Genomic DNA, 23,004 nt, shown 5'->3' on the forward strand with positions numbered 1-23,004 from the left:
GCACAACAATGGCGCCTTCAGTGCGTTCGGCGTGCGCTCGCGATACGGCTTTGTGTTCGATGCCTTCGGGGTCAAGCCTGCCAATGAAGCGGCCGAGACCGGTCTCCACGGACAACCTGTAACCAGCGAGTTCATTCAGGCAACGAACCCCGACATCATCTTCGTCATCGACCGCACCGCGGTCATGGAACGCCGATCGGTCCTGGATGTCGCAACGATCGACAATCCGCTCCTGCGCCAAACGAGCGCCTGGAAGAATGGGAGGGTCGTGCTTGTTGATCCGGAGGCGTGGTACGTGACCGCTGCGAGCGTCACTCCGCTGCAAATCATGATGGAAGACGTCAGGCGCGCGTATCGCGGACAATAGCGGCAGTGGCCGTCAACCAGCGGTTCGTGTTGAAACGTGGCCGCGGCGCACGGCGTTGCCTAGAACGTGGCTGATCCGGTCGCTGGCGCAGCCGGCGAGCGGTAGAGTGCGGTCATGAGGTGCAATGATCTTGCCCACCACCTGGCATCCTCCACGCTACATCCGGCTCATGGTGATGGTTCCCGAACAACCGCTGCCTGCTCCCGTCCCCCGAAACCTGCCGCTGCCCTTGTCTCCTTTTATCATTCCCGTCAGGGTGTTACCTCCTTTCCTCCCTTTATGGACGAAGGTGTGGGCAATACTGACGGACCCGTTCCTGGAGATTTTTCCCGAGAATCCGGAGCTGGACGACACGGCCCCGTTCCTGACGAAAACGGTGGTCGAGAGTTCGGTCCAGTCGCCGCAATTCGTCTTTGCATGCCTGGTTATCCTCCACGTGCCGTCGAACGAACTCATGCCGGGCTCGACGCAGCGGTTGTCCCGGGCCACCATTCCGTTGCCGCACTCGAGTGGACAGACGCGATTGCCGGTCGCCTTCAGCCCATTCAAAAGCTCCTCGGTCGGCGCGAGCGACGCAAGCTTGAGCCCCTTGCGTTCGGCGTATTCCTTCAGGGCTCTTTGACTGCTTTCACCCCACTTGCCGTCGATCTGGCTGAGGCATCCGATCCGCGCCAGCTGACTTTGGGTTGCGAGTGTGAGCTCCCCGCCAGTCATATGGCCGACGGACGAACCAGGCGCCTGGGCTCCCGGGGTGGTCTGCTCGATCGCGGCGACGTCTGTTTGGCTGGCGTTGTCCTGCGGATTTACGGCGCGGTTTGAACCCGCCTTTTTCTGCTCCTCCATCTGACGTTCCTTTTCGCGCTCTGCGATCGCCGCCATCTTCAACTTCGCGAGCGTTCCGAACGCGCCACTGGGGTATTCTTCAAGGTAGGCTTCGAAGAAGCTACTTTCGGTCAAATCCTTGATGGAATTCCAGTACGCAAGCTCCACGGTTCTGTCGGAACCTGTCGTCTCGGACGCGCTCGGCGTCGTGGCCAGCGTCGGCGTTGGATTGAGAACGACGGGGCCCGTCAGGGATGAACTGTCCCAGGGAACCTGCTTGCCATCCGTGGCCTGTAAGACGGTGCGACGCACGGCAATCAGGTCATCCGTCACACTTCGCCCTGGCGTCCCGAGGTGTTTCAGCAAGGCTGACGTGAACGGGGAGTTTCTGCCGGCGCCGTCAAGGGCAACGTTTCCAGGCTGCGTGGCGAACGCAATCAGCGAGCCCACGCCGGTATCGAGCTTCGCGAGCCCCCGGCCAACGGCCACGGATCGGGTTCCCATGGAACGGGCCAATGTCGCAGCAAGCGGATTGTCGCGGCACGCATCAAGGAACACCAGGTTGACCTTGGCGTTGCGCTCCATTGCAGACAGCACCAGCTCGATCGGCAACGCCTCGAAATCCAGATCGTTGTTTGAACGAAGCTGCGCATCGACCGGGATGATGTAGTTGCCGCCGTTTACCTGCAGTCCATGGCCGGCATAGAAAAAGAGCGCCACATCGGCGCCTTCGACTTTGCCGACAAACTCACGGATCGACCGACGCATTGCTGTGAGGTCAAGGTCGCGGCCCGTCACAACCACGAACCCCATTCCCGTCAATTTCGACGCCATGTCGCTGGCATCATTCTGCGGGTTTGAAAGCTGCGGCGCGTGTTGGTAGGCCGAGTTTCCAATGACCAGCGCGACGCGCTTATCGGCCCAAGCGTAGGAGCTCAGGAAAAAGAGTGAAAGCGCGACGGCCGCACGAATGAGCCAGCCTGCATTACCGCCACTTCGGTGTGCGCTGCGCATTGTTCAGGAGTTCGCGGGCTGTGGCGAACATGCCAAACAGCCTCGTAAGACGACGTTCCTCTTCCTCACAAAGGCGGTGCCGTTTGCAGAAGTCATGGACGGACCAAACCTTCGTGGCAGCGTCGGTTTCGAGGTTTTCGGATTCCAAGCGTTTCATGCCTTCCTCCCTACGCACCGTCATTCTACTAAAGTCTAATGTAGTTGAAAATGAACTAAGATATAGCCCATTCCGGCTAAGGTCAGTTGCGGCTCGATACCGTGGACGTCCGAAGGGTAAGCATGGATTTCGTAGCCATTTGGTCGAGCTGCCGCACGTTTTGAGCGCGCAGGTTTTCCTGCAGCGCCACTCTATGGCTAAGGGATCCTTCGATGTGCCTTTGGCCACCACGCCGCAACGAACTGTTCGACCACAGGGAAGCGCGGAAACGCTCATTAAGGAAAGCAAGCACGGCGACATGTTCGAGCAATTGGAGGTCGTTCGAACCCTCCCAGCTTCCCGATTGAAATCAAAATTGTACTCCCATAACAATTCCTCTTGACGAAGGCTGCGATTTGCAGGAAATTGCAGTCACAGCACAATTCTGGGAGGGATTTACTGTGGACCAGATGATTGGTTCTGGCGTCGTGCCGCTGACGGAACGGCTACGCCGTCGCCGTAAGGAACTGAAGCTGACCTTGAAGGACGTTGCCGAGAAGTCGGGACTTTCGTTCAGCTTCATTTCCCAGATCGAGCGCGGCCAGACGATGCCGTCGCTGACCTCACTGGTCGCCTTGTCGCGTGCCCTCGACAGCTCCATCAACTTGTTTTTGGATCAGCCGGCCGGGGACAGTGCTGAAACGCGCCACAACAAGCGGGTTTCCTATGCGGTCGGACCGAACTCCGCAACCTACGAGCGTCTCTCCACCAAGTTTCCCGGAAGTGTCTTGAGCAGTGCGCTCATTACCGAACCGCCGGGGCGCCGCACCGAGCCGATGCGCCACGAAGGGGAGGAGTTCATCTTCATCGTCGAAGGGGCGCTGACGGTCGAAGTGGAGGGAACCGTTTACGTGCTGGAGCAGGGCGACTCCCTGCACTACGCCTCGACACGCACACACACGACCTGGAACCATACGGACCGCATCGCGGTGATGCTCCACACGTGCACGATGGAGTATTTCGGCGACGGGTCGGAAACCACCGCCTGATTTCCGGCGAAGCACTTGCGCGCCCACGAGCAACAGCGCGCACCTAGACAAACACAGATCCAGCGCAGTCGCACTTTCCGTCGGTGTCCGCCGACGGAAGACGACCCTTCGTTGGCTCAAGAACGCGATCCGAACAGGCTCAACGGGTTTGCGTCAGCGCCAGCCCAAACCGACAGCGAGACGCTCATGATCAGAAGTGTACTGAGTTTGAAGCCGAAGGCTGGGCAAAGCCAGGAGCTGGTCCGGTTTTTCGAAGTCCGAAAAATCCCGGAACGGGCGCTGGCATCTCCCGGATGCCTCGGCGTCGAAGTTCAAAACCTCTTGCCTGATGGCGAGGAAGTCCTTGTGACGGCGCTCTGGGCTTCGGTCGAGAGTTACGAGACGTGGCTTTGCTCCGTCGGGCGCCACGAGGACGGCGTGCAGATGAAGCCATTGCTTGCCGAAGGCGACGACGCCGTGGGGCCTGCGAGGCTCTACGAGGTTGCACGCTTCGCGACACACCAGAGCTCATCCGTACCCCGCTAACCGGCGGTCGTAGCCGCAAGCGTAATGCACTGAAATTCTTATTGAACTGGAGGAAGAAATGAGTTCGCCCCATTTGCGTGTCGGGGTCGATATCGGCGGAACATTCACCGATATCGTCATCATGGATACACACGCGAACAGCACCCGAACATATAAGGTGCTGAGCACGCCCCGAGAGCCCGCAAAGGGGATGCTCAAGGGATTGGATGAACTTGGTATCGCGAGGGATATCGAGTTTCTCGTCCATGGCACGACGGCGGGTTTGAACGCCATATTGTCCCGCACCGGCGAGCGGATCGCGCTCGTGACCACCGATGGGTTTCACGATGTGCTGTCGCTCGGTCGAGCCGGCAACAAGGACATCTGGAGCCTCAAACCCAAAAAGACCGACCCGCTGGTCTGCGCGCAGGACATCCATTCAGTGCGCGAGCGCATACGTCATGATGGCTCCGTTGCGACAAGGCTGGACGTGGCCGACGTCGACAGGTTCGCGGGTTGGCTGAGCGCCGAAGGGGTGCGCAGCGTCGCCGTATGTTTCCTGCACGCCCACAAGAACCCTGCGCACGAGCTGGAGTTCAGGGCCCTGCTGCAGAAGCGTTTGCCGCAGGTCTCCGTGGTGCTGTCTCATGAAATCGCGCCGGAGCAAGGCGAATTCGAGAGAACCTCTACGACGGTGGCGACAGGTTATGTTGCGCGCACGGTCGAGACCTATCTCGCCGCACTCGTCAGCGAACTTGGCGTGCGGGAATGCGTGGCACCCCTGCACGTGATGCGCTCGAGCGGTGGTATTTGTTCGGCCGAACTCGTGGCGCGTCAGCCCATTCAGACGATCCTGTCGGGTCCGGCCGGAGGCGTGGTTGCCGCCGAGACCATCTCGAAGTCGTTGAACCGGCCGAACATCATCGCCATCGATATGGGCGGTACCTCCTCGGACGTCAGTCTGGTAATTGGCGGGCGGATGACCCTGTCTGCGGAGGGGGACATTGCCGACAACGTGATGAAGATGCCGGTGGTGGAATTGCACACGATCGGTGCGGGCGGCGGATCGATCGCCCGGGCGGAAGCTGGTGGGTTGCGCGTCGGGCCATTGAGCGCCGGCGCCAATCCTGGACCAGCCTGCTACGGGCTCGGTGGGAAGAAGCCGACCGTAACAGACGCGCAACTCCTTCTGGGGCGGATCGATCCGGACTGGTTCCTCGGCGGCCGGATGAAGCTCGATGTGGGGGCCGCCAGGGAGGCCATGGGCGGGCTCGCCCGTGACCTGGGCATCGACGTGGATGCCGCTGCCGCCGGCGTGCTTGCGGTGGCGAACGCGATGATGGCCAATGCCATCCGCACGCTCACCATGCGTCGCGGTATCGACCCGCGCGACTTCACACTGCTCGCCTTTGGCGGGGCCGGTCCCTTGCACGGGGCGGCTTTGGCCGACGAACTCGGCATCTCCGAGGTCATTGTGCCGTTCGGCACGGGCGTGCTGTCCGCCTGGGGCATGCTGCACGCCGATGTTCGCCACGACGTCTCGGCGCCGTTGAGCGGTTTCGCTCACGAGGCGAATGCCGGGTCGGTCCTTCAGCGGACACACGCATTGCTTCGCGAACAGGGCGCCCAGCTTCTGAGGGCGGAAGGCGTCGAGGAGGCGGCATCCAGCTACGTCACGACCGTGGAGATGCGCTACGCCGGCCAGGCGCATCCGGTCTCCGTCGAGATGGTTGATCCGGAAAGCCTGCTGCAGGCATTCCACGACACTTACCGTCAACGCTTCGGGCACGCGATGCCGGGCGCGCCGGTCGAACTCGTCCAGATGCGGCTTGCGGCATCAGGACGGATCGGCGCCGATTTTGTCGATCGGCAAAAGCCGGCCGAGACGCGGGGCGAGACGAAGCGCACGGTGACGATCGATGGCAAGCGCCACGAGGCGCGCATCGTCCACCGCGAAAGCCTCGAGCGCCAGGACGTCATCACCGGTCCTGCGATCATTCTCGAAGACGGTTCGACCACGCTGGTGCCGCGCGGATGGGCTGCGCGCCAACAACAGTTCGGAACTCTCATTCTCAGGAAGACCAACCCATGACCGTCGACGTCGTTACCACAGAGATCGTTCGAAACCTGTTCCTGTCGGCGGCCGACGATATGTTGGCGACCCTGGTGCGATCTGCCTTTCAGCCGCTGATCTACGAAAACGGTGACGCTGCCGTCGCGCTGCTCGACCGCAACGCCGATGTTCTCGGCCAGTCGAGCGGCCTGCCGCTTTTCCTCGGCAGCCTGGATCAGGCAGTCAAGGAAGCCGTGCGGTTGCGGGGCGGGGAAAGCTGGCTTCAGGACGGCGATATCGTCTTCTTCAACGATCCCTACATCCAGGGGACCCATCTCACCGACGTGACGATGTTCGCGCCGCTGTTTCTCGAAGGCGAACTCGTTGGCTACGTCGCGGCACGCGCCGACGTCACCGATGTCGGTGGGCGCGATCCGGGCGGCGGAACCGAGACGACCGAAGTCTATCAGGAAGGGATTCGCTTCGGGCCGGTAAAGATCGGCAACAAGCACGGACCGGTCGAAGACATTATCGACATCATTCGCCGAAACAGCCGCAGCAAGGACCTGATCGTCGGCGACATCAACGCCATGATCGCCGCTTGCCGGACGGGTCAGCGACGCATGCTGGAGATCATCAACCGCTTTGGTCTTGCCACCGTCGAAGCCTGCCGTCACGAGATCTTCCGTCAAAGCGAAATGGCCGATCGCCAATTGGTCGCGGCAATTCCTGACGGCATCTACGAAGGCAAGGGCTATCTGGACAATGATGGCATCGTGCTCGGACAGCCGATTCCGATTGCCATCAAGGTCCATGTGAAGGGCGAACGGCTTATCGTTGATCTGACCGATAGCCCCGACAGCACGAGGGGACCGATCAATTGCGGTCGTGCCCAGACGGTCGCAGCCCTGCGGGTCGCCTACAAAATGCTTCTGGCGCCGGAGCGCTCCTTTGATGGTGGATGTTTCCGCAACATCGAGATCGTCACCCGACCGGGATCGCTGCATGATGCGCTCGAGCCGGCCGCCTGCGCCTGGTACTACTCGTCGTTCGGTCTCCTGATCGACCTCTTCATCAGTGCGTTTTCATCGGTGCTGCCCGATCGCGTGACCGCCGCGCAGTTCGGCGACTCGATGATCACCTATTTTGCCGGTCAGGATCCGCACGACCCGAACCAGTCCTACATGTGCGTAGAGGCGCATGCCGGTGGATGGGGCGCATCGGCCAAGGCCGACGGCGCCGATGGCATCATCAACGTACTAAACGGCAGCTTCCGCAACACGCCGGTGGAGGCGCTCGAAGCGCGTTATCCGGTGACTGTCACCGAATACGCCATCCGTGAGGGGTCCGGTGGTGCCGGCCAGCATCGCGGCGGTTGCGGCATCGTGCGCCGATACCGCTTCGACGCGCCGACGCAGCTCTATCTCTGGCTGGATCGCTCGATAACGCCGGCCTGGGGACTGATGGGCGGCGAACCTGGCCTGCCGCCGCGCGTGGAAATCTCGGGCAGCGTCAACCGGGACGACCTTCTGAAAGCCAACGGAATCCTGCTCGCGGCCGGTGATCGGCTGTCGATCATGACCGGCGGCGGCGGCGGTTTCGGCAAGGCGGCCTGAGGACGACGCTTAAGACAAGCTTCAAAGAGCAAACAAAAGGGGAGCGTTATGACCAACACATACTCGTCGCATGAACCTGGACCGGGGGCGCAATGCTTGACTGATACAACGACCAGCAGTGGAGGAGGGCGGCTCGGCGCCAAAGACGGGTCTTCTTTGTCGTTGCCGCGGCGGCGCCTCTGGGCTTTGCCGTCGGTTCGACGCCATTGGCGATCGGACGGGGCGGTATCGGTACCGCCGGCATGTTTCTGGTGGTCGGCGTAGTCCTCGCGATCTTCGCCGTCGGCTACACGGCGATGACGCGCTTCGTGCCCAACGCAGGCGCGCTCTTTTCCTACATTGCCGCCGGCCTCGGGCGTCCGCTCGGCCTCGGTACCGCCTTCGTCGCCGTGCTCGCCTATGCGATTGCGGCAACGGGAGCGATCGGCCCCTTCGCGGTCTTTGCAAGCCAGGCGATGGCTTCGATGACGGGCGTGCAAACCTCCTGGGAGCCATGGGCGTTCGGGGCATTGGCGGCCATGGGTATTCTCGGCGTCCTGAATGTCGAGTTGAACATCCGTGTCCTCGGCATCATCATGCTGGTCGAAGTCGCCGTATTGCTTGTGCTTTCGACCGGGATCGTCATTGCGGGAGGTGCCGAGGGGCTATCGCTCCAGCCGTTTCGGCCGGACACAATCGCCGGCGGCGAGATCGGCGTTGTACTGCTCGTTGTCTTTGCCGCCTTTGCCGGCTTCGAGGCCACGGCACTTTTTCGAGAGGATGTGCGCGACCCCGTGGTGACCGTGCGCAAGGCGACCTTTGCCTCGATTGCCCTGATCGCGGTGTTTCAGGCCATTGTCACCTGGGCCATCGTGCAAGCTTTCGGCAGCACGGCTGTTACCGTTGCCAACGAGAAGCCGACCGAGATGTTCACGATGGCTGCAAGCCAATATGTTGGAACCGGCTTTGCCGAGGTCATCACGCTGCTTGTCGTGGGCAGCTGGTTTGCATCCATCCTCGCCTTCCACAACGCCACCGCGCGCTATCTCTATGCGCTCGGTCGGGACAGCGCCATCAATCCCGTCTTTGCGAGGAAATCGAAGCAAAGCGGCGCAGCCTGGGTGGCGAGCCTGAGCCACACCGCCTTCAGCGCCATCGTGCTTTTGTACTGCGCCTGGCAGGGGCTCGATCCATACCTCGATCTCTTCGTCGTCGGCAGCGTGCCGGTTGCCGTCAGTATCCCGGCCATGGAACTGCTGACCGCAATATCCATCCTTGCGTTCTTCTGGCGCGATGGCCGCGGCGTCTCGATGTGGGAAGGCAAGATCGCCCCTGCCATCTCCGCCGTCGCGCTCGCGGTCGTCGTCTTCTATGTGCTCATCAACATACCGATGTTCACCGGGCGGGAGGGCGCGATCAACTGGATCCTTCCCGCCATCAATCTGGTCGTGCTGGCGGTGGGCATCGGTCGCGCCCTCTGGATGCGCAGCAATCGCCCTTCAGAGTATCGCCTGATCGGTCATTGGGGCGAGAAGTAGCGGCCGGGGTGCCACCTCTTGCATGCGTCGCTTCCGCAGATCGCTTGCGGAAGCGACGAGGCGTCTCACAAATCCTGGAGTCCAAAGATCGTGTCGCTTTTATCCAGACGCTGCTCCGTCCTGCTGATTGGCTGCGGAAACATGGGATCGGCAATCGCACTTGCCGTTAACGAGCTGATGGCGAACCTCTCCCTCACCGTGGTTGATTCAAATGAAGGCAAGGCGAGGAAGCTTTTGGGAGAGCAACTCGACGCCAGAATTGTCGGCGACAGCCTCGCACTCGGTGCTGAGCAATTTGAAGTCTGTCTTGTCGCGGTGAAGCCAGGTGACGCGGTTGGGGCCCTCTTCAGCGCACGGGAAAATCTGCAATCATCGCTGATCATATCGATCGCTGCTGGAACATCGCTTGCTTCTCTGAGACAGGGCGCGGCAGTGAACGCTCGGTTGGTGCGGGTGATGCCGAACCTGGCGGCGATCGTGCGCAAGGCTACCAGCGTCGGATATGCGGAAGGCGCAATATCGTCCGAGGATCGAGCGTTTGTCGAGGCCGTTTTCGGAGCCATGGGGCACTTCCATTGGTTGAGATCGGAAAACGAGATCGACCTTGCCACAGCGATCACCGGCAGCGGACCCGGATACGTCTTCTCCTTCGCGCAACATCTGCAGGAGGCCGCCGAAGGAATAGGCTTTTCGACGGAAACGGCCGACAGCTTCGCACGTCAGGTCGTCGTTGGCGCGGCCGGGCTCCTCGCCGCGGATCCGCGCTCCCCGCAGGAACTCAAGCATGCAGTCGCAAGTCCCGGCGGCACCACTGCAGCGGGGTTGGCCGTGTTCGAGCAGGCGGGCGCCATGCCGCTCGTTATCCGGCAGACCATTGCCGCGGCCGCGGCGCGTGCCAAGGTGCTGGCAAGGGAACAGGACTAACGATTTCGCTTGTGCGCCAACACTCGCATCTTTTGATCCATCAACCATCTCTCAAAGGGAAAGCACCATGCCGTGGATAAGAATTGACCTGTCTGAAGGTCGGACCGTCGAGCAAAAGCAGAAAACCGCCGAGGCCGTTACGCGGGCCCTGGTCGAACATTGCGGGTGCACGCCGGAAACCGTCAGCATCGTCTTCAATGACGTCAGCGACGACAATTGGGCGTTCGGCGGCAAGCTTCTCTCGCAACGCGGCAAGCCATAGAGCATTCGACGATCTCCTGTCCGGCAGCCTTTCGCTATCGGGCAGGAGATGCAAACTGACACGATCGGTTCCCACGTCACGGCCTTCGCGCGCGCCTTGAGGCGCTGTCGCGGGATAACAGCTTCGCCAATTGTCTCGACCGTGGTGCTTGGACAACCTCGCCAGAGCAGAACCTCCGACTAACTTACCGGCCATCGTCTTGGCTTCGAAGACTTCCATTTCCGAAACGCTGAACGAATGCGATAGTAATTCCGCTCATGGCGGAACTAAACCTTGGTTCGCTCCCTTTATGCCAAGCTGCATATTCGTTGCATGGTTTGAGGAGACAGAGAATGGGAAGCACATCGGATAAGGTCAAAGGCACCGCAAATGAGGTTGCTGGCAAAGTTCGCCAGGCCGTTGGCAAGGCCGTGGACAATCACGAGGAACAGGTAAAGGGCAAGGTCCAGGAAGCAAAGGGCAAGGCCCAGGTTGCCAAGGGCGAGGCAAAGGAAGCCGTCAAGAAGATCGTCGACAAGGCTTAAGCACGCCGGCCTCATCTCCCCCTGAAGCCCGCCGCGTTGCGGGCTTTTTACCGAGGATTATCATGAACGCTCGCTTTTCTCTTGTAGCTCTCATCGTTGGACTTGCGGCTGGAAGCGCGACCGCGCAGACCCCGACCGATCCGGTGGTCGCCGCGTGCAAGTCGACCGGCCTCCTGGCACTGCAGGAACGGACAAAAGAAATCACCGATCTCGTCATCGATGTTGAAAGTGTCGCCGTCAGCAAAGCGGACACCAAAGTCGAGGATGTCCCGATCAAGACGGTCGTGCTCGGGGAGGCATACATTGCCCGCAAGGGCACCACCGGAAAGCCTGATCGCTTTGTTTGTCGGCGAAAAAGGCAAGGTGCTGCTGACGTTCTTCACCGCCCAGTAGCAGGATACATATTCCGGCCGCTCCATCATGCAGCGGTCCCGCGTTGCCTGATAGCATTTGTGAACCCAAGATCCGCCGAGGAGGCATCGCTCCGCATGGCGCCATCCCCGGCAGCTTAGGTTCAGACGGCAAGGAGAACGGTGGTATTGCAAAACACCTCGTAAGTCCGACATCCTTGATTTCAGTCATTTCAGCTATAAGGTGAGACATTGCCCAAAGGGAATTACAGGCCAATGCTCCCAGGAAAGAAGGACCGTTCGCCTGTTGCGCTGGAACAACGCGACGTCAGCGACGACCAGCGCATGTTCTCCCCTTCTGCTGCGCGAAATTCGGCGCCGATCCTCGCGGTCCTGCAACGTGTCCTTCCAACACGTGGCACCGTGCTGGAGATTGGATGCGGGACCGGCGAGCACGCCGTGTGTTTCGCGGCGGCAATGCCAGACATCACCTGGCAGCCGAGCGATCCGGATGCTGACGCCCGCACCAGCACGTCTGGCTGGATCAAATTCTCAAGGCTGAAGAATGTGCTGGCACCGCTGGATATTGATGTGTGCTCAGGACAGTGGACCGTCGACCAAACGGGGCATTTCGACGCCATCGTGTCGATCAATATGCTCCACATCGCACCATGGACGGCAAGCTCGGGATTGTTCGCGGGAGCTGGCCGCTTGCTTCACGATGGTGGGCTTCTCCTTCTCTACGGCCCCTTCATGCGCGACGGGGTGCACAACGCACCCTCGAATGCTGCCTTCGACGCCGCTCTAAAGGAACGCAACCCATCCTGGGGTGTGCGTGATATCGCTGACCTCGAACAATTGGGTGAGGCCGCTGGACTTGTTCTGCGCGAGACGATCGAGATGCCTGCCAACAACATGTTGTTGGTCTTCTCCAGCGGTACTGCCTGAACGACAAGCAGGCGCGAAAGAGACGTGTGCGCATAGCGGCATGCTGCCGTCCGAAGTTGATCCGTGCGGTATGGGCTAGCATGCGGCTGAAGGCGGAACGCGATAGACGCACAGCGAGGGTCGGTGTGATCTGATCGGAGTTCTCGGGAGTGCATGCCGAGGTTGTGCTGTTCGAAGGGGAGACGAGAACGATGCCGACACCAGAGCAACCCAGCCTGATCGTTCGACAAAAATCCCCACAGAACACCGAGTTTCCATTTGCCTCGCTCTCCGATGGGTTGATCCCGACCGAGCTGTTCTTCGTGCGAAACCATTTCCCCTCGCCGGACCTCGATGCGCGAGACTGGAGATTGCGTGTTGACGGGGCAGTGGCGCGGCCGCTCGAACTTGACCTCGACAGCATCAAGGCGATGCGGAGCACGACTTTGACCGCCGTCGTGGAATGCGCCGGGAATGGCCGCGTCTACTATGTGCCGCCGAAGGAGGGGTTGCAGTGGCAGAACGGAGCCGTCGGCAATGCTGCATGGACAGGAGTTCTTCTCCGCGAAATTCTGGAAATGGCAGGGGTCAAGCCAACCGCGCGTGAGGTTCTGCTTGTGGGCGCAGACAGCGGCGTCGTCGACACGAACAAGAAAACGGCTTCTCCTGGGCCAATCGCTTTTGCGCGCAGTCTGCCGCTTGAGAAAGCCATCGCTCACAGCACGATCCTTGCCCATTCGATGAACGAGGAACCGTTGACGCGCGATCACGGCTACCCGCTGCGCGCGGTCGTGGGCGGCTGGTTCGGCATGGCTTGGGTCAAGTGGATCACTCATATTACGGTTTTGGAACAACCATTCCTTGGCTACTGGCAGGCGCGTGAGTACTTTCGTTGGGAGCGCAACCTCGGGGAGCCGAGACTCGTCCCCCTCACGGAGATGGAGGTCAAAGCGCAGATCGCGCGTCCCGTGAACGGCGCGCGTCTCATCGCCGGCCAACCCTATCGAATTTTCGGAGCCGCATGGAGCGGCGAGGCTGCTATCCGGCAGGTGCAGGTCTGCACCGGAGATGGTGGGGGGTGGCGCGAGGCAAGTCTCCTCGAAACGGAGCGTCCCTTTGCATGGCGCCTGTGGGAGTACATGTGGACCCCTGAACAGATGGGACAATACAAACTGCGATGTCGCGCGATCGATGGGGCAGGGCGCGTGCAGCCCGACCTGCAGCGTTCAGACTTCGAGAGCTACGCGGCCAATTGGATCGTACCGGTGGAGGTTACGGTCGTTCCCGAGCCGCAGACCTACGAGGAAGAATTCGTGATCTGATCAGTCGCATGGGGCAAGGACAATTGCCGCGCCATGAGTCACCAATCGTTCCTGCTAAACTCGGATTAATCACAGGTTACAGTTTTTCGTTTCGTCCTGTGGATGTTCTTGCCCCGTTCGAAACATATCATTGATCGCTTATGGCGCCCGCTCGCACGGGATCGGCGATGACTTCGAGGCTCGAGAGGCAAAGACCAAGCGGCATGATGCACCTCCCCGTGCAAGCGACAGACCGCGCGCTCCTGCCCGATCTTGCGAGACATTCCGCATCTTTGTCGCGTCCAAAGGTTCTGCCGACCGCGAGAGACGAACGGGTGGCCCTATAGCTGGTACGGCCAGCATGTCGGCGAGCGCCTGAAGGCAAACGACAAGCTTGTCGCGGTCGCCGTCAAGCCGGATTATCCGCTTGGACCGCACACCGCGTCGCTCGGCTTGACCTTCAATACCGGCGATCTGTTCGGTGCCCAGATGAAAAATGGCGCCTTTGTTGGTCAGCATGGCTGTTGGAACCGCATTCCGCGCAGCGGCTACAAAGTCATTTTCGTGCCTTTTGCCGGCGGCAAACCGTTAGGCCAGCCGAGCGATATCCTGACGGGCTTCCTGAGCGCCGACGGCAAGGCTCTGGGGCGGCCGGTCGGCGTTGCTATTGCCAGGAACGGCGCTTTGATTGTCGCCGACGACGTCGGCAACAAGGTGTGGCGTGTCGCGCCTAAGAAGTAACGCGGTCCGGCCGCGCGCTGGTTCAGGCGAGCTGTCGGATCGTCGGTTCGCGGTCGAAAAAGCGTTTCGCAGCCACCGTCGGAAAACTGCCGTCGAGAGGGACCACGCCAGCATCGACGCCGATGCCGGCTCTTTCCAGCAACAGCAGCCCTTCCTCGCTGTATCCGATGGCTTTGAGATGACCGAAAGCGTCCATCACCCATTGGATTGCGGCTGCCTCACGGCTAAGGCTTTCGGCGCCCTCGTTTGAAACGAGCACGGCCACGGCGTCGAATACTTGTGAGGGCGATCCCGCAAGCTGTCCGTCAGCCCGCATGGTCTTGCCGTCGGAGAGTTGGACCTTCCCGACCTTTGGCGCGACCACAAACGCTGTAGCGCCCGCTTTGGCGAGCGCATCCTTGAGCTTCTTCAGCGCGCCCGCATCCGAGCCATCGGCAATCAGGATCCCGACTTTTCGGCCGTCGATCGTGTCCAGCATGTTGTCGTGGATCGACAAGGTGGGCGAGGGGGGCAGGTCAACCGGCTCACGCGCCGCCGGATTGATTTTCGGAAGCTCGATCCCAAGGCCATCGGCGACACGCTTCGCCAGAGTTTCGTCGACGTTCAAGAGGTTGCCGATCATCCTAGGCGGGATATGCGCGAGACCGACCTTTGACAGCTCGAACACGAAGGATGACGCAATGTGGGCCTGCTCGGACCGCGTCTGCGACCTCCAGAATAACCGCGCCTGGCTATAGTGATCTGAAAAGAGGTCGGCGCGCACGCGAAGTTTGTCACCTTGCTCCTGCTCCCCCGTTGCTCCTTGCACTGTCTTGAAGCCGGTGACGGGGCATTCGCGTGGACCGCCGTCCTCGCCCGCGACGGAAAGACTGTTTGGCTCATAGTTCGCCCGTCCTTTGGGGACGGTCATCTGCATCATTCCGTCGCGCTGAAAATTCATCATCGGACATTTCGGGGCGTTGATCGGCAACTGATGAAAGTTTGCCGTTCCAAGCCGCGATTTCTGCGTGTCGAGATAGGAGAACAAGCGACCCTGGAGCAGCGGATCGTTGGTGAAATCGATGCCCGGAACGATGTTGGCCGGACAGTAGGCGACCTGCTCGGTCTCAGCAAAGAAATTGTCCGGGTTTCGGTCAAGAACGAGCCGCCCGACGATTTCGACCGGCAGGATCTCCTCGGGAATGAGCTTGGTCGCGTCAAGGACATCGTACGGAAGCTTGCTGGCGAATCCCTCGTCAAATAGCTGCACGCCCAGTTCCCATTCCGGGAAGTTCCCGCTCTCGATCGCTTCCCACAGGTCACGCCGATGATAGTCATTGTCAGCCGCCTGCAGCTTGAGCGCCTCATCCCAGAGCGTCGATTGAACGCCCAGTTTGGGCTTCCAGTGGAACTTGACGAACGTGGGCTCTCCCGCCTCGTTGACGAAACGGAACGTGTGGATGCCGAACCCCTGCATCATCCGATACGACCTTGGGATCGCTCGATCGGACATCGCCCACATCAACATGTGCGTGCTCTCGGGCATCAGCGAAGCGAAATCCCAGAAGGTGTCGTGGGCACTGCCGGCTTGGGGGAAAGCGCGGTCTGCTTCCATCTTCACCGAATGGATGAGGTCCGGAAACTTGATCGCGTCCTGGATGAAGAAAACCGGAATGTTGTTGCCGACCAGGTCCCAGTTGCCTTCCTTGGTATAGAATTTCACCGCGAAGCCACGCACGTCACGTGGCGTGTCGACGGATCCAGCACCTCCGGCAACCGTGGAGAAGCGCACGAACACAGGTACCTTCTCGCCGACCCGCTGAAACAAGTCGGCCGTCGTCACATCGCTCAAGCTCGCCGTCAACTCGAAGTAGCCGTGCGCGCCCGAGCCGCGCGCATGCACAATTCGCTCCGGAATGCGCTCGTGATCGAAATGAAAGATCTTCTCGCGCAGAACGAAGTCTTCGAGAAGCGCCGGTCCCCGATTGCCGGATTTCAGGCTGTTCTGATTGTCAGAAATGCGGGCGCCCTGATCTGTCGTCAGGTGGGCCTCGGCAGCGTTACGTCCCTTTTCAGCCACGCGTTGGTGGGTTTCACCGCCAAGTCCCCGATCGGTGTTGAATGTGTTCTTATCGGCCATCGTTTGAACCTTCCTTGCAATGACGCAACCACCTGCCAGGCACCGTTGCGATGCCGCTCAAGATCGATGAGGTTCCGGTAAGGTGGCCGAGCTCCAGCTGGTAGAACCGTTTGGCGTGCGCAGGGTTCCGTGATCGAGACCTGTTTGTGCACCTCGACAAGTTTTGGGCTCTCGGCTTCGGTGCGGTAAACAGGTCAGATCGCTTGGGGAGGCTCAGCGGAAGGCGAAGAGCTCAGCGTCCGGGTCCTGGTGCCTGAGAATCTCTGCAGACAGGATCTCTGCGGCAATCTGGCTGAAGGTGATGCCGTTTCCGCCATAGCCCATAGCCGCATAGACCTTGTTGAAGCCCGGCACGGCTCCGATCATCGGCAGCCCGTCCGCAGTCGTGCCGAAGGCTGCCGCCCATTGATAGTCTGGCTCTTCGATCGGAATATTCAGGAGCGCCGACAGTTTTTTCCTAAGCGTCCGGGATTTCGCTCCGAGCTTGACCGGATCCTGAAAAGACGTGGCACTGTCTTCGTCCTCGCCCCCGACAATGATGCGACCGTCTGGAGTGGAACGAAAATAGAGATAGGGATCTGAGCCTTCCCACACGAGATAGTCGGTCAGCCATTTCGGCCGGGGATGATGGGGCCGCGTTGCGAACGCCCAGGTGGAGACGATCCGATGACCCTGATTGGCCACGGCATCGAGGAACTCATAGCCGGTGCAAAAGACCACATGCGTTGCCTGAATGATCCCGCCCTTGGAGGTTGCAACGACATTTGAGCCCTCAAGGCTGCGCATATCGGTCACTTCGATATCCTTGACAACCGAGACGCCACCTTCCTGCGCCTTTCGCCAGAGCCCGGCCGTCAACTGTGCCGGGTTTGCAGATGCCGAAATGTGGGACTCGATTGCGCCCGTGCGCTCAAGCGCAAACCTCTGCCGCAACTGGCGCGGATCGAGAAATGCCGCTGCGAGTCCGGCTTTCGAACGGCTATCGGTTTCCGTTCGCAGCGCCCGCGCGCCAAAGTCATTTCCAGCAAGATACAGGGAATGTTTTCGCTCAAGGCGACAGGCAATCCCGAGATGATCGACAAGTGTGGAGAGCGTCTTTACCGCTTGTGCCGAACGCTGCCAGACCCGTCGCGCTTTCTCTCCGCCGATCATCGATGCCAGCTTGTGCAAAGGTACGTCGATCTCGTGTTGGATCATGGCCGTGCTGGCCAGGCTGCTCCCATGAAGTGGCTGCCGACGATCCACGACGAGAACCTTCAGGCCGCGGTTGGCAAGAGACAGAGCCATCAATGCCCCGCTGATACCGGCGCCGACGATCAGTACATCGACGCTGGTGTCCGGAATCTTGTGCAGAGCCGAAACCCGGATGTCAGGCGTGTTCGCCCACAATGGTTGAAAGGACCGGAGTTTGCGCTTGCGTGTGAGTGCTTCCAAATCCGGTGCCTCCAACCTCCATCAACGCTGTGGGCAGTGAATGCCGACCCCCCTGGAACATGGGCGGCACCAGCTTGTAGTCAAGCGTTGCGTATCCACGGGTGATATCGCGCGCTCGCTCCGCCCATGCATGCCGCGAGGCCAACGATCGCGACCGGTTTCACCCCTCAAGCGAGCGGAGCGCCTTGCCGGGGGGCGTCGGTCCCGGCTCCGGCCTCTACGCGATCGGGCATGGGATCGAAGGGGAGTTTTGGCTGTGCCGGATCACGACTTCGGATGCGGCCGCTCTGCATCGCAATCGTTCCGTCACGAAGTAGCGGCTTTGATCGGGGCGGGCGAGGGGACTTCGTCATCCGGCCAGTCGATCAGCAAGGCTTAAAATTCCTTCCGCGCCGGTCGGGCAGGCGAGGCAGGTGCCGGCGCGTCGGTCGCCCAGATCAAGCCGTCCCGTTGAGTGTCATCTCGACCATCGTCGGGCGAAAGCCAGCGGCCGCAAACAGCCGTTGCGCAGCTTCGTTCTTCTCTGCCGTCGAAAGCACGATCAGGTTTGCGCCTCGCCCCTGCAACGCTGCGATCGTGGCACCGAGCAGCATCCGGCCGATGCCCTGGCTTCGCCTGTCGGGCTCTACGAAAAGATCGTGAATGACGCCTGCCGGTCCTCGAAGTGCCATGTAGTCATGGCCCTCGAGAGACCCATATGCGTAACCGACTATCTTCGTTTCCTGTTCGGCGGCAAGGAGCACGACATCGGGCGCTTCAAGCTGACTTCGCAGCCATCGGGCATAGGAAGCTTCCGTACCGGCTGCCGTCGCCATGAAGCGTTTCGGATCCCATTGATGATGCAACGCCATCAACAAGGTTCCGTACCTGCCGAGCACAGCTACATCTTCATCGCGGGCGCCTCTGATTGTGATCGCAGGTGGCATTTTGCGGAATGATCCATCGATTGTGTTGACGAGACAGCGTCGTATCTTAAACGGCGGCGCGGCGGCTCAACAACTCGATCTCTTCCGTCAGGCTTCCTTCGTCAACGGCGTGTGGTGCAAACGGGCGTTATCAAGCCAATGGCTTGTTGCCGTGATGTCCTGGACGCGCATGATAGTGGGCAGGAACCCCTTTCGTCGCCATGCCAGCCTCCAGGCATGCGCCGATGAACGCCTCGCGCGCGACTGCTGGCGGGAGGGAATAGTTGAGCGCAGCCCGGCACGTCTCGATGGCTCGTTCATAGCCCTGTCCGTGCCGTATCGGCCATTCATGTTCCAGAAAATCCAGCGCGTCGTAGACCGATGCAAAAATGCGGTCCGCGCCTGACTGCAGACGAACAGATAAGGGAACAGTCCAAGGTAACTCAGGAAGGCGCATAATGTCCTCCTTCCGCGGGCTAACGGTTTGAAAAATTGATATAAATTATGAGTGAAACTATACAGCGCCAAGGCCCGCCCTTCAACGCCGATACAGTAGTCATCTCGGGCGGCGCGCCTAGTACATTCGGACTGCAAAGCAAAGGCCAGCGATACCTCGCTGGTGATGTGCGCCGATCATCAGAAGGTCCGCGGGCATTGAATAGGTTGATATATTAGCAAAGCCGTACCGGAATCGCCGGAAACGACCTTTCTTGCGGGGGGCTCTGTTCGTATCTGGGTGCATGGGCCTGGCCCACGGAGTTTTTCTTCCCCGCGTTCAGAGAGCCATCTGGGTGCGAGCCTTGCCCCGCCTTCCCCGGCGGGGCTTTCTTTTCAATCTTAACGGCTGGCCATTGTCAGGACGTGAAGATTTCCACCCCGTTGGCAGCGCCAAAGCGTGTCGAACCCTGATCAAACGCGAGGTGTGGGAAAGCATCAGAAAGCTGGTCGCAGGAAAGCTTCACGGAATCCACGTGACGGAAGCGAACCTCAATTATCATGGGTCGATCACGCTTGACCCTGACCATTGCGAGGAAGCCGGCATCCTGCCGATGAGGCAGTCCCGCTTTCCAACTTAAAGCCCGGCCTGCCGGATCTCGCCCGCGAGAAAGTCCGTGAACACCTTCACCTTCGGCAGCAACAGGCGGTTGGTCGGATAGACGACGTAGATTCCACGCTGTGCCAGCGCATGTTCGGGCAAGATCCGAACAAGTCCTCCGCTCGCAAGCAGTGGATTGGCGATGAATGAGGGCAAGACGCCAATGCCGAGGCCCGCCTGTATCATCTCGCTCAACATCAGGCTGTTGTCGGCGACGAAACGCGCCGGCAGGTCGATGCCGGTCGCACCCTCAGGCCCTTCCAGAACCCAGCTGCCCGGCTGGTCGGAGAGGCGATAGGTCAGACAGTCGTGATGCCGGAGTTCGCTCACCGTTGCCGGCGTGCCGCTTGCTGCCAGATAGGCCGGCGCCGCGCAGATGATCTGCTCGACGTTCCCGAGCCGTCTGGCGATCAGCGATGAATCCGTCAGCGCCTTACGCACGCGGACGGAAACATCGAACCCCTCCGAAACGACGTCAAGCACGTGATCGTCGAGCGTCATGTCGATCTTCAGCTGCGGATGAAGTGTCATGAAACGCGCCAGCATCGGTGCAAGTATCGTCAATCCGAAGGAGAGGGGAGCATTGAGGCGCATGCGGCCGTTGACCGCCCCTGCCTCTCCCGAGGTCGTGCGTTCGAGATGATCGAGTTCGTCGAGAATACGGCAGCACTCGGCAAAGTATCCGCGCCCGGTCTCCGACAGGCTCATGCGCCGGGTGGTTCGCACGATCAGCGCCGTGCCGAGCCTCTCCTCCAACTGCCGGATCTGCTTGCTGATTGACGCGTTCGACAGGCCGAGCTCTTCCGCCGCCTTGTTGAAACTCTGAAGCTCAATGACGCGCCGAAAGGAGCGCATGGCGGCCAACAGATCCATATTTTCCCTCTGGTAAATTATGTATTCGATTTATCGCTGATTATTCGCGTTGGCGCCAGCAATAAGGTGAGCCCAGCTTCCCGATTTCGGTGGAAGTCAGAAGAAGGAGTTCACCATGTTCACCACCGTTGTTTTCGACCGGATCCTTGCCGCCGCCGTCATCGCCGGCTTTCTTGGCGGCACGGCCGTAGCTCAAGAGGTCGGCAGGAGCCCCTGGGGGCCGAAGGACGAGATCGGTCGCCTCAACCTGATGACGCCCGCATCCCGCGCCGCCATTCTCTCGCGTATCGCAGGGGAAAAGTCCTATGACCTGGCGGTCGAGTACTTCATCGGCATGCCGAGCTGGGAGGCGGCCGGTGATCCGCCTTACCAGATGTGGATGACTCATACGCCGCACGGGACCGCGGTTTCCGACCCGATGAAGGTCGGCAGGTCCATGAACGAGCACGTCAGCTACACGGGCTCGGCGGTATCGATGTACGCCCACATGGGCACCCATATCGACGCACTCAACCACTTCGGCCTGAACGGCAAGATTTGGAACGGCTACGCGGCCGCGGACCACCTGGGAGATCAGGGCTGGACGGTGACGGGTGCGGAGAAATTGCCGCCGATCGTTGCACGCGGGGTGATGATCGATGTCGCGACCGCCAAAGGCATGCGAATGCTGCCCGACAACTACCGCGTCACCCGGAAGGATCTTCAGGAGGCGCTCGATCGTCAGGGCGTAACGCTTCAGGAAGGCGATGTGGCGCTGATCCGCACCGGGCGTATGCAGCACTACGAAGACAAGTCGGCCTATATGAGCAATCCGCCGGGATTGAGCATCGACGCGGCGAAGTTCCTGGTTGAGGAGAGTGGCGCCATGGTGGTCGGAGCCGACAACTTGAGCTTCGAAGCGTTTCCGTCCGAGACCGAAAACAATTATGTGCCCGTTCATACCTATCTTCTCGCCCAGCAGGGCGCACCGATCATCGAACTCATCGATCTCGAGCAACTGTCCAAGGACCGGGTCTACGAGTTCGCCTTCGTCGGCGCGTCGCTCAAGTTCCGCGGCGCCGACGCCGCGCCGATCCGACCGGTTGCGTTTCCGCTGCGCTAGCCGTTTCAACGGCCCCCGATCGCTTCAGAAACGCCGTGGCCAGGGCCACGGCGTTTCCGCATTCCGACATCGGTTAACACCTCGTGCTCTCGGCAGACACCGGAACCGAAAACCATCGTTGCACGAAATATCTTGACTATGCACGAAAATGCACGATATCTCCGTATTGCCGGAAAGGGACGGGATCACTGATCCTTGCCGGCCGACAGGGAGGCCTTGATGAGCATAGCGCACCGCGTCCACATTGAGGACGTCACCGTTCTCTCGGACAACTGGTACGTCTTGAAAAAGACGACGTTCTCTTTTTTGCGGAACGACGGGAGCTGGCAGCGGCAGTCGCGCGAGACCTATGATCGCGGCAATGGCGCGACGATCCTTCTCTATGATCCGAAACGCCGCACGGTAATCCTCACGCGTCAGTTTCGTTATCCCGCCTTCGTCAACGGCCATGACGACCTGCTCATCGAGGCGCCGGCAGGCCTGCTCGACAATGCCGATCCCGAAACGCGCATTCGCGCGGAAACTGAGGAGGAGACCGGATTTCAGGTTCGGGATGTGCGGCAGGTGTTTGACGCCTTCATGAGCCCCGGCTCGGTCACGGAAAGGCTGCACTTCTTCGTGGGTGAATATCAGCCGGGCGACCGCACTTCGGCGGGAGGAGGCAACAGGGCGGAAGGTGAGGACATCTCCGTTCTGGAAATCGACATCGATGATGGGCTGACGATGATCGGTTCCGGCGCAATCCGCGACGGCAAGACGATCATGCTGTTGCAATACGCCGCCTTGAACCTCTTTTCCGGTCGAAGGCCGGCCGGGATACTCAGTCCGTGACGACCCCTTCGCTCGCGGGGGGCAAGGGCCGCAAACTTCGCGAGCACGCCACGCCGATTTTCGCTGAGACGGAGTGTGGGTGTCTCACATCGATTTCTGCGCTCTGAGCCTGCTCGGCGTCTGTCCGTAGGCCTTTGCGAATATCCTGGAAAAATGCCCGGCGCTTTCAAAGCCGACGTCGAGGGCGATCTCGATCAGCGACGCATCGGTCTGGGTGAGAAGGTGCTTGGCGCGCTCCAGCCGGAACTTCCGGTAGACGAGCGCCGGCGACATTTTCGCCTTTTCCATGAACAGACGCTCGAGTTGTCGGCGCGACAGGCCGACCGACGAAGCCAGTTCCGGGATCGAGATCGCCTTTTCGGTGTGCTGCTCCATGATGATGAGGGCGGCGTTCAGACGGGGATCGTTGCTCTCGATTGCCAGCGGTTTTCGCGGCTGGACATGAAGTTGCGAGCGCGCCTTGTCGATCTGCAGCACTTCCAGCGCGTTCCGCTCCGCTTCCTTGCTGATGTGAAGGCGGACGATGTGGGCTGCCAT

At 60.5% G+C, this 23,004-nt stretch carries 20 protein-coding genes and 4 pseudogenes; 15 read left to right on the forward strand and 9 right to left on the reverse strand.

The window, feature by feature from the left end:
* Nucleotides 1-367 (forward strand): ABC transporter substrate-binding protein (locus VGO12_RS02620; RefSeq protein WP_327511189.1); only part of this gene is annotated, 367 nt, incomplete at its 5' end.
* 156 nt (nucleotides 368-523) lie between these two features.
* On the opposite strand, the gene VGO12_RS02625 is transcribed toward VGO12_RS02620, so the two are convergent.
* Entirely contained in the window at nucleotides 524-2,203 is a 1,680-nt protein-coding gene (locus tag VGO12_RS02625) for a caspase domain-containing protein (protein ID WP_327511190.1), read from the reverse strand.
* A 606-nt stretch (nucleotides 2,204-2,809) separates the two neighbouring features.
* On the opposite strand from VGO12_RS02625, the gene VGO12_RS02635 reads away from it, so the two are divergent.
* The 8 genes and pseudogenes from VGO12_RS02635 (at nucleotide 2,810) to VGO12_RS02670 (ending at nucleotide 10,788) form a co-directional block, all read left to right on the forward strand.
* Entirely contained in the window at nucleotides 2,810-3,388 is a 579-nt protein-coding gene (locus VGO12_RS02635) for a helix-turn-helix domain-containing protein (protein WP_327511209.1), read from the forward strand.
* A 186-nt stretch (nucleotides 3,389-3,574) separates the two neighbouring features.
* The gene (locus VGO12_RS02640; protein ID WP_327511192.1) at nucleotides 3,575-3,913 is read left to right on the forward strand and encodes an antibiotic biosynthesis monooxygenase family protein; all 339 of its coding nucleotides are present in this window, start codon (nucleotides 3,575-3,577) and stop codon (nucleotides 3,911-3,913) included.
* A gap of 58 nt (nucleotides 3,914-3,971) precedes the next feature.
* The gene (locus VGO12_RS02645) at nucleotides 3,972-5,984 is read left to right on the forward strand and encodes a hydantoinase/oxoprolinase family protein (RefSeq protein WP_327511193.1); all 2,013 of its coding nucleotides are present in this window, start codon (nucleotides 3,972-3,974) and stop codon (nucleotides 5,982-5,984) included.
* On the forward strand, nucleotides 5,981-7,561 hold the full coding sequence (locus VGO12_RS02650) for a hydantoinase B/oxoprolinase family protein (protein WP_327511194.1): 1,581 nt from the start codon (nucleotides 5,981-5,983) through the stop codon (nucleotides 7,559-7,561). The genes VGO12_RS02645 and VGO12_RS02650 overlap by 4 nt, the downstream gene beginning before the upstream one ends.
* 170 nt (nucleotides 7,562-7,731) lie before the next feature.
* Nucleotides 7,732-9,078, forward strand: a pseudogene (locus VGO12_RS02655) (APC family permease); the annotation flags it as partial.
* A 90-nt stretch (nucleotides 9,079-9,168) separates the two neighbouring features.
* A complete protein-coding gene (locus tag VGO12_RS02660) occupies nucleotides 9,169-10,002 on the forward strand; it encodes a pyrroline-5-carboxylate reductase family protein (RefSeq protein ID WP_327511195.1) in 834 nt (277 codons plus the stop codon).
* Complete coding sequence (locus VGO12_RS02665; RefSeq protein WP_327511196.1) at nucleotides 9,971-10,264, forward strand: 4-oxalocrotonate tautomerase; 294 nt, start codon at nucleotides 9,971-9,973, stop codon at nucleotides 10,262-10,264. The genes VGO12_RS02660 and VGO12_RS02665 overlap by 32 nt, the downstream gene beginning before the upstream one ends.
* 332 nt (nucleotides 10,265-10,596) lie before the next feature.
* Entirely contained in the window at nucleotides 10,597-10,788 is a 192-nt protein-coding gene (locus VGO12_RS02670; protein WP_327511197.1) for a CsbD family protein, read from the forward strand.
* A gap of 47 nt (nucleotides 10,789-10,835) precedes the next feature.
* On the opposite strand, the gene VGO12_RS02675 is transcribed toward VGO12_RS02670, so the two are convergent.
* Nucleotides 10,836-11,210, reverse strand: a complete 375-nt coding sequence (locus tag VGO12_RS02675; RefSeq protein ID WP_327511198.1) for a hypothetical protein — start codon at nucleotides 11,208-11,210, stop codon at nucleotides 10,836-10,838.
* Between the two features lie 204 nt (nucleotides 11,211-11,414).
* On the opposite strand from VGO12_RS02675, the gene VGO12_RS02680 reads away from it, so the two are divergent.
* The 3 genes and pseudogenes from VGO12_RS02680 to VGO12_RS02690 form a co-directional block, all read left to right on the forward strand.
* The gene (locus VGO12_RS02680) at nucleotides 11,415-12,086 is read left to right on the forward strand and encodes a DUF938 domain-containing protein (protein ID WP_327511199.1); all 672 of its coding nucleotides are present in this window, start codon (nucleotides 11,415-11,417) and stop codon (nucleotides 12,084-12,086) included.
* Between the two features lie 191 nt (nucleotides 12,087-12,277).
* Nucleotides 12,278-13,387, forward strand: a complete 1,110-nt coding sequence (locus VGO12_RS02685; protein ID WP_327511200.1) for a sulfite oxidase — start codon at nucleotides 12,278-12,280, stop codon at nucleotides 13,385-13,387.
* Between the two features lie 312 nt (nucleotides 13,388-13,699).
* Nucleotides 13,700-14,107: pseudogene (locus tag VGO12_RS02690) on the forward strand (PQQ-dependent sugar dehydrogenase); the annotation flags it as partial.
* A gap of 22 nt (nucleotides 14,108-14,129) precedes the next feature.
* Here the strand turns inward: VGO12_RS02690 and VGO12_RS02695 are convergent.
* The 5 genes and pseudogenes from VGO12_RS02695 to VGO12_RS02715 all read right to left on the reverse strand — a co-directional run bounded on the left by VGO12_RS02695 (nucleotide 14,130) and on the right by VGO12_RS02715 (nucleotide 19,022).
* Nucleotides 14,130-16,226 carry a catalase gene (locus tag VGO12_RS02695; RefSeq protein WP_327511201.1) on the reverse strand — a complete coding sequence of 699 codons (2,097 nt, stop codon included), beginning with the start codon at nucleotides 16,224-16,226 and terminating at the stop codon, nucleotides 14,130-14,132.
* Between the two features lie 213 nt (nucleotides 16,227-16,439).
* On the reverse strand, nucleotides 16,440-17,660 hold the full coding sequence (locus VGO12_RS02700; protein WP_327511202.1) for an FAD-binding oxidoreductase: 1,221 nt from the start codon (nucleotides 17,658-17,660) through the stop codon (nucleotides 16,440-16,442).
* A 215-nt stretch (nucleotides 17,661-17,875) separates the two neighbouring features.
* Nucleotides 17,876-18,013, reverse strand: a pseudogene (locus VGO12_RS02705) (ATP-dependent DNA ligase); the annotation flags it as partial.
* Nucleotides 18,014-18,097: 84 nt separating this feature from the next.
* Entirely contained in the window at nucleotides 18,098-18,511 is a 414-nt protein-coding gene (locus tag VGO12_RS02710; RefSeq protein WP_327511203.1) for a GNAT family N-acetyltransferase, read from the reverse strand.
* A 205-nt stretch (nucleotides 18,512-18,716) separates the two neighbouring features.
* On the reverse strand, nucleotides 18,717-19,022 hold the full coding sequence (locus VGO12_RS02715) for a DUF982 domain-containing protein (protein ID WP_327511204.1): 306 nt from the start codon (nucleotides 19,020-19,022) through the stop codon (nucleotides 18,717-18,719).
* 475 nt (nucleotides 19,023-19,497) lie between these two features.
* Here VGO12_RS02715 and VGO12_RS02720 point away from each other — a divergent pair.
* Nucleotides 19,498-19,617: pseudogene (locus tag VGO12_RS02720) on the forward strand (aspartate 1-decarboxylase); the annotation flags it as partial.
* A 20-nt stretch (nucleotides 19,618-19,637) separates the two neighbouring features.
* On the opposite strand, the gene VGO12_RS02725 reads toward VGO12_RS02720, so the two are convergent.
* Entirely contained in the window at nucleotides 19,638-20,534 is an 897-nt protein-coding gene (locus tag VGO12_RS02725) for a LysR family transcriptional regulator (RefSeq protein WP_327511205.1), read from the reverse strand.
* Between the two features lie 115 nt (nucleotides 20,535-20,649).
* Between VGO12_RS02725 and VGO12_RS02730 the strand changes: the two genes are divergently transcribed.
* Complete coding sequence (locus VGO12_RS02730) at nucleotides 20,650-21,636, forward strand: cyclase family protein (RefSeq protein ID WP_327511206.1); 987 nt, start codon at nucleotides 20,650-20,652, stop codon at nucleotides 21,634-21,636.
* Nucleotides 21,637-21,855: 219 nt separating this feature from the next.
* On the forward strand, nucleotides 21,856-22,467 hold the full coding sequence (locus VGO12_RS02735; RefSeq protein WP_327511207.1) for an NUDIX domain-containing protein: 612 nt from the start codon (nucleotides 21,856-21,858) through the stop codon (nucleotides 22,465-22,467).
* Nucleotides 22,468-22,551: 84 nt separating this feature from the next.
* Here the strand turns inward: VGO12_RS02735 and VGO12_RS02740 are convergent.
* The coding region (locus tag VGO12_RS02740) for a helix-turn-helix domain-containing protein (protein ID WP_327511208.1) at nucleotides 22,552-23,004 on the reverse strand (453 nt) is incomplete at its 5' end.

It is taken from the genome of Ensifer sp. (assembly GCF_035999135.1).
In the GTDB taxonomy this organism is placed as follows: domain Bacteria; phylum Pseudomonadota; class Alphaproteobacteria; order Rhizobiales; family Rhizobiaceae; genus Ensifer.

Bases quoted from the DNA above. Each gene is read 5' to 3' on its own strand.
- VGO12_RS02625 (WP_327511190.1), bottom strand. From the start codon at position 2,203: ATGCGCAGCGCACACCGAAGTGGCGGTAATGCAGGCTGGCTCATTCGT.
- VGO12_RS02635 (WP_327511209.1), top strand. From the start codon at position 2,810: ATGATTGGTTCTGGCGTCGTGCCGCTGACGGAACGGCTACGCCGTCGC.
- VGO12_RS02640 (WP_327511192.1), top strand. From the start codon at position 3,575: ATGATCAGAAGTGTACTGAGTTTGAAGCCGAAGGCTGGGCAAAGCCAG.
- VGO12_RS02645 (WP_327511193.1), top strand. From the start codon at position 3,972: ATGAGTTCGCCCCATTTGCGTGTCGGGGTCGATATCGGCGGAACATTC.
- VGO12_RS02650 (WP_327511194.1), top strand. From the start codon at position 5,981: ATGACCGTCGACGTCGTTACCACAGAGATCGTTCGAAACCTGTTCCTG.
- VGO12_RS02670 (WP_327511197.1), top strand. From the start codon at position 10,597: ATGGGAAGCACATCGGATAAGGTCAAAGGCACCGCAAATGAGGTTGCT.
- VGO12_RS02675 (WP_327511198.1), bottom strand. From the start codon at position 11,210: ATGATGGAGCGGCCGGAATATGTATCCTGCTACTGGGCGGTGAAGAAC.
- VGO12_RS02680 (WP_327511199.1), top strand. From the start codon at position 11,415: ATGCTCCCAGGAAAGAAGGACCGTTCGCCTGTTGCGCTGGAACAACGC.
- VGO12_RS02685 (WP_327511200.1), top strand. From the start codon at position 12,278: ATGCCGACACCAGAGCAACCCAGCCTGATCGTTCGACAAAAATCCCCA.
- VGO12_RS02695 (WP_327511201.1), bottom strand. From the start codon at position 16,226: ATGGCCGATAAGAACACATTCAACACCGATCGGGGACTTGGCGGTGAA.
- VGO12_RS02710 (WP_327511203.1), bottom strand. From the start codon at position 18,511: ATGGCGTTGCATCATCAATGGGATCCGAAACGCTTCATGGCGACGGCA.
- VGO12_RS02715 (WP_327511204.1), bottom strand. From the start codon at position 19,022: ATGCGCCTTCCTGAGTTACCTTGGACTGTTCCCTTATCTGTTCGTCTG.
- VGO12_RS02725 (WP_327511205.1), bottom strand. From the start codon at position 20,534: ATGGATCTGTTGGCCGCCATGCGCTCCTTTCGGCGCGTCATTGAGCTT.
- VGO12_RS02730 (WP_327511206.1), top strand. From the start codon at position 20,650: ATGTTCACCACCGTTGTTTTCGACCGGATCCTTGCCGCCGCCGTCATC.
- VGO12_RS02735 (WP_327511207.1), top strand. From the start codon at position 21,856: ATGAGCATAGCGCACCGCGTCCACATTGAGGACGTCACCGTTCTCTCG.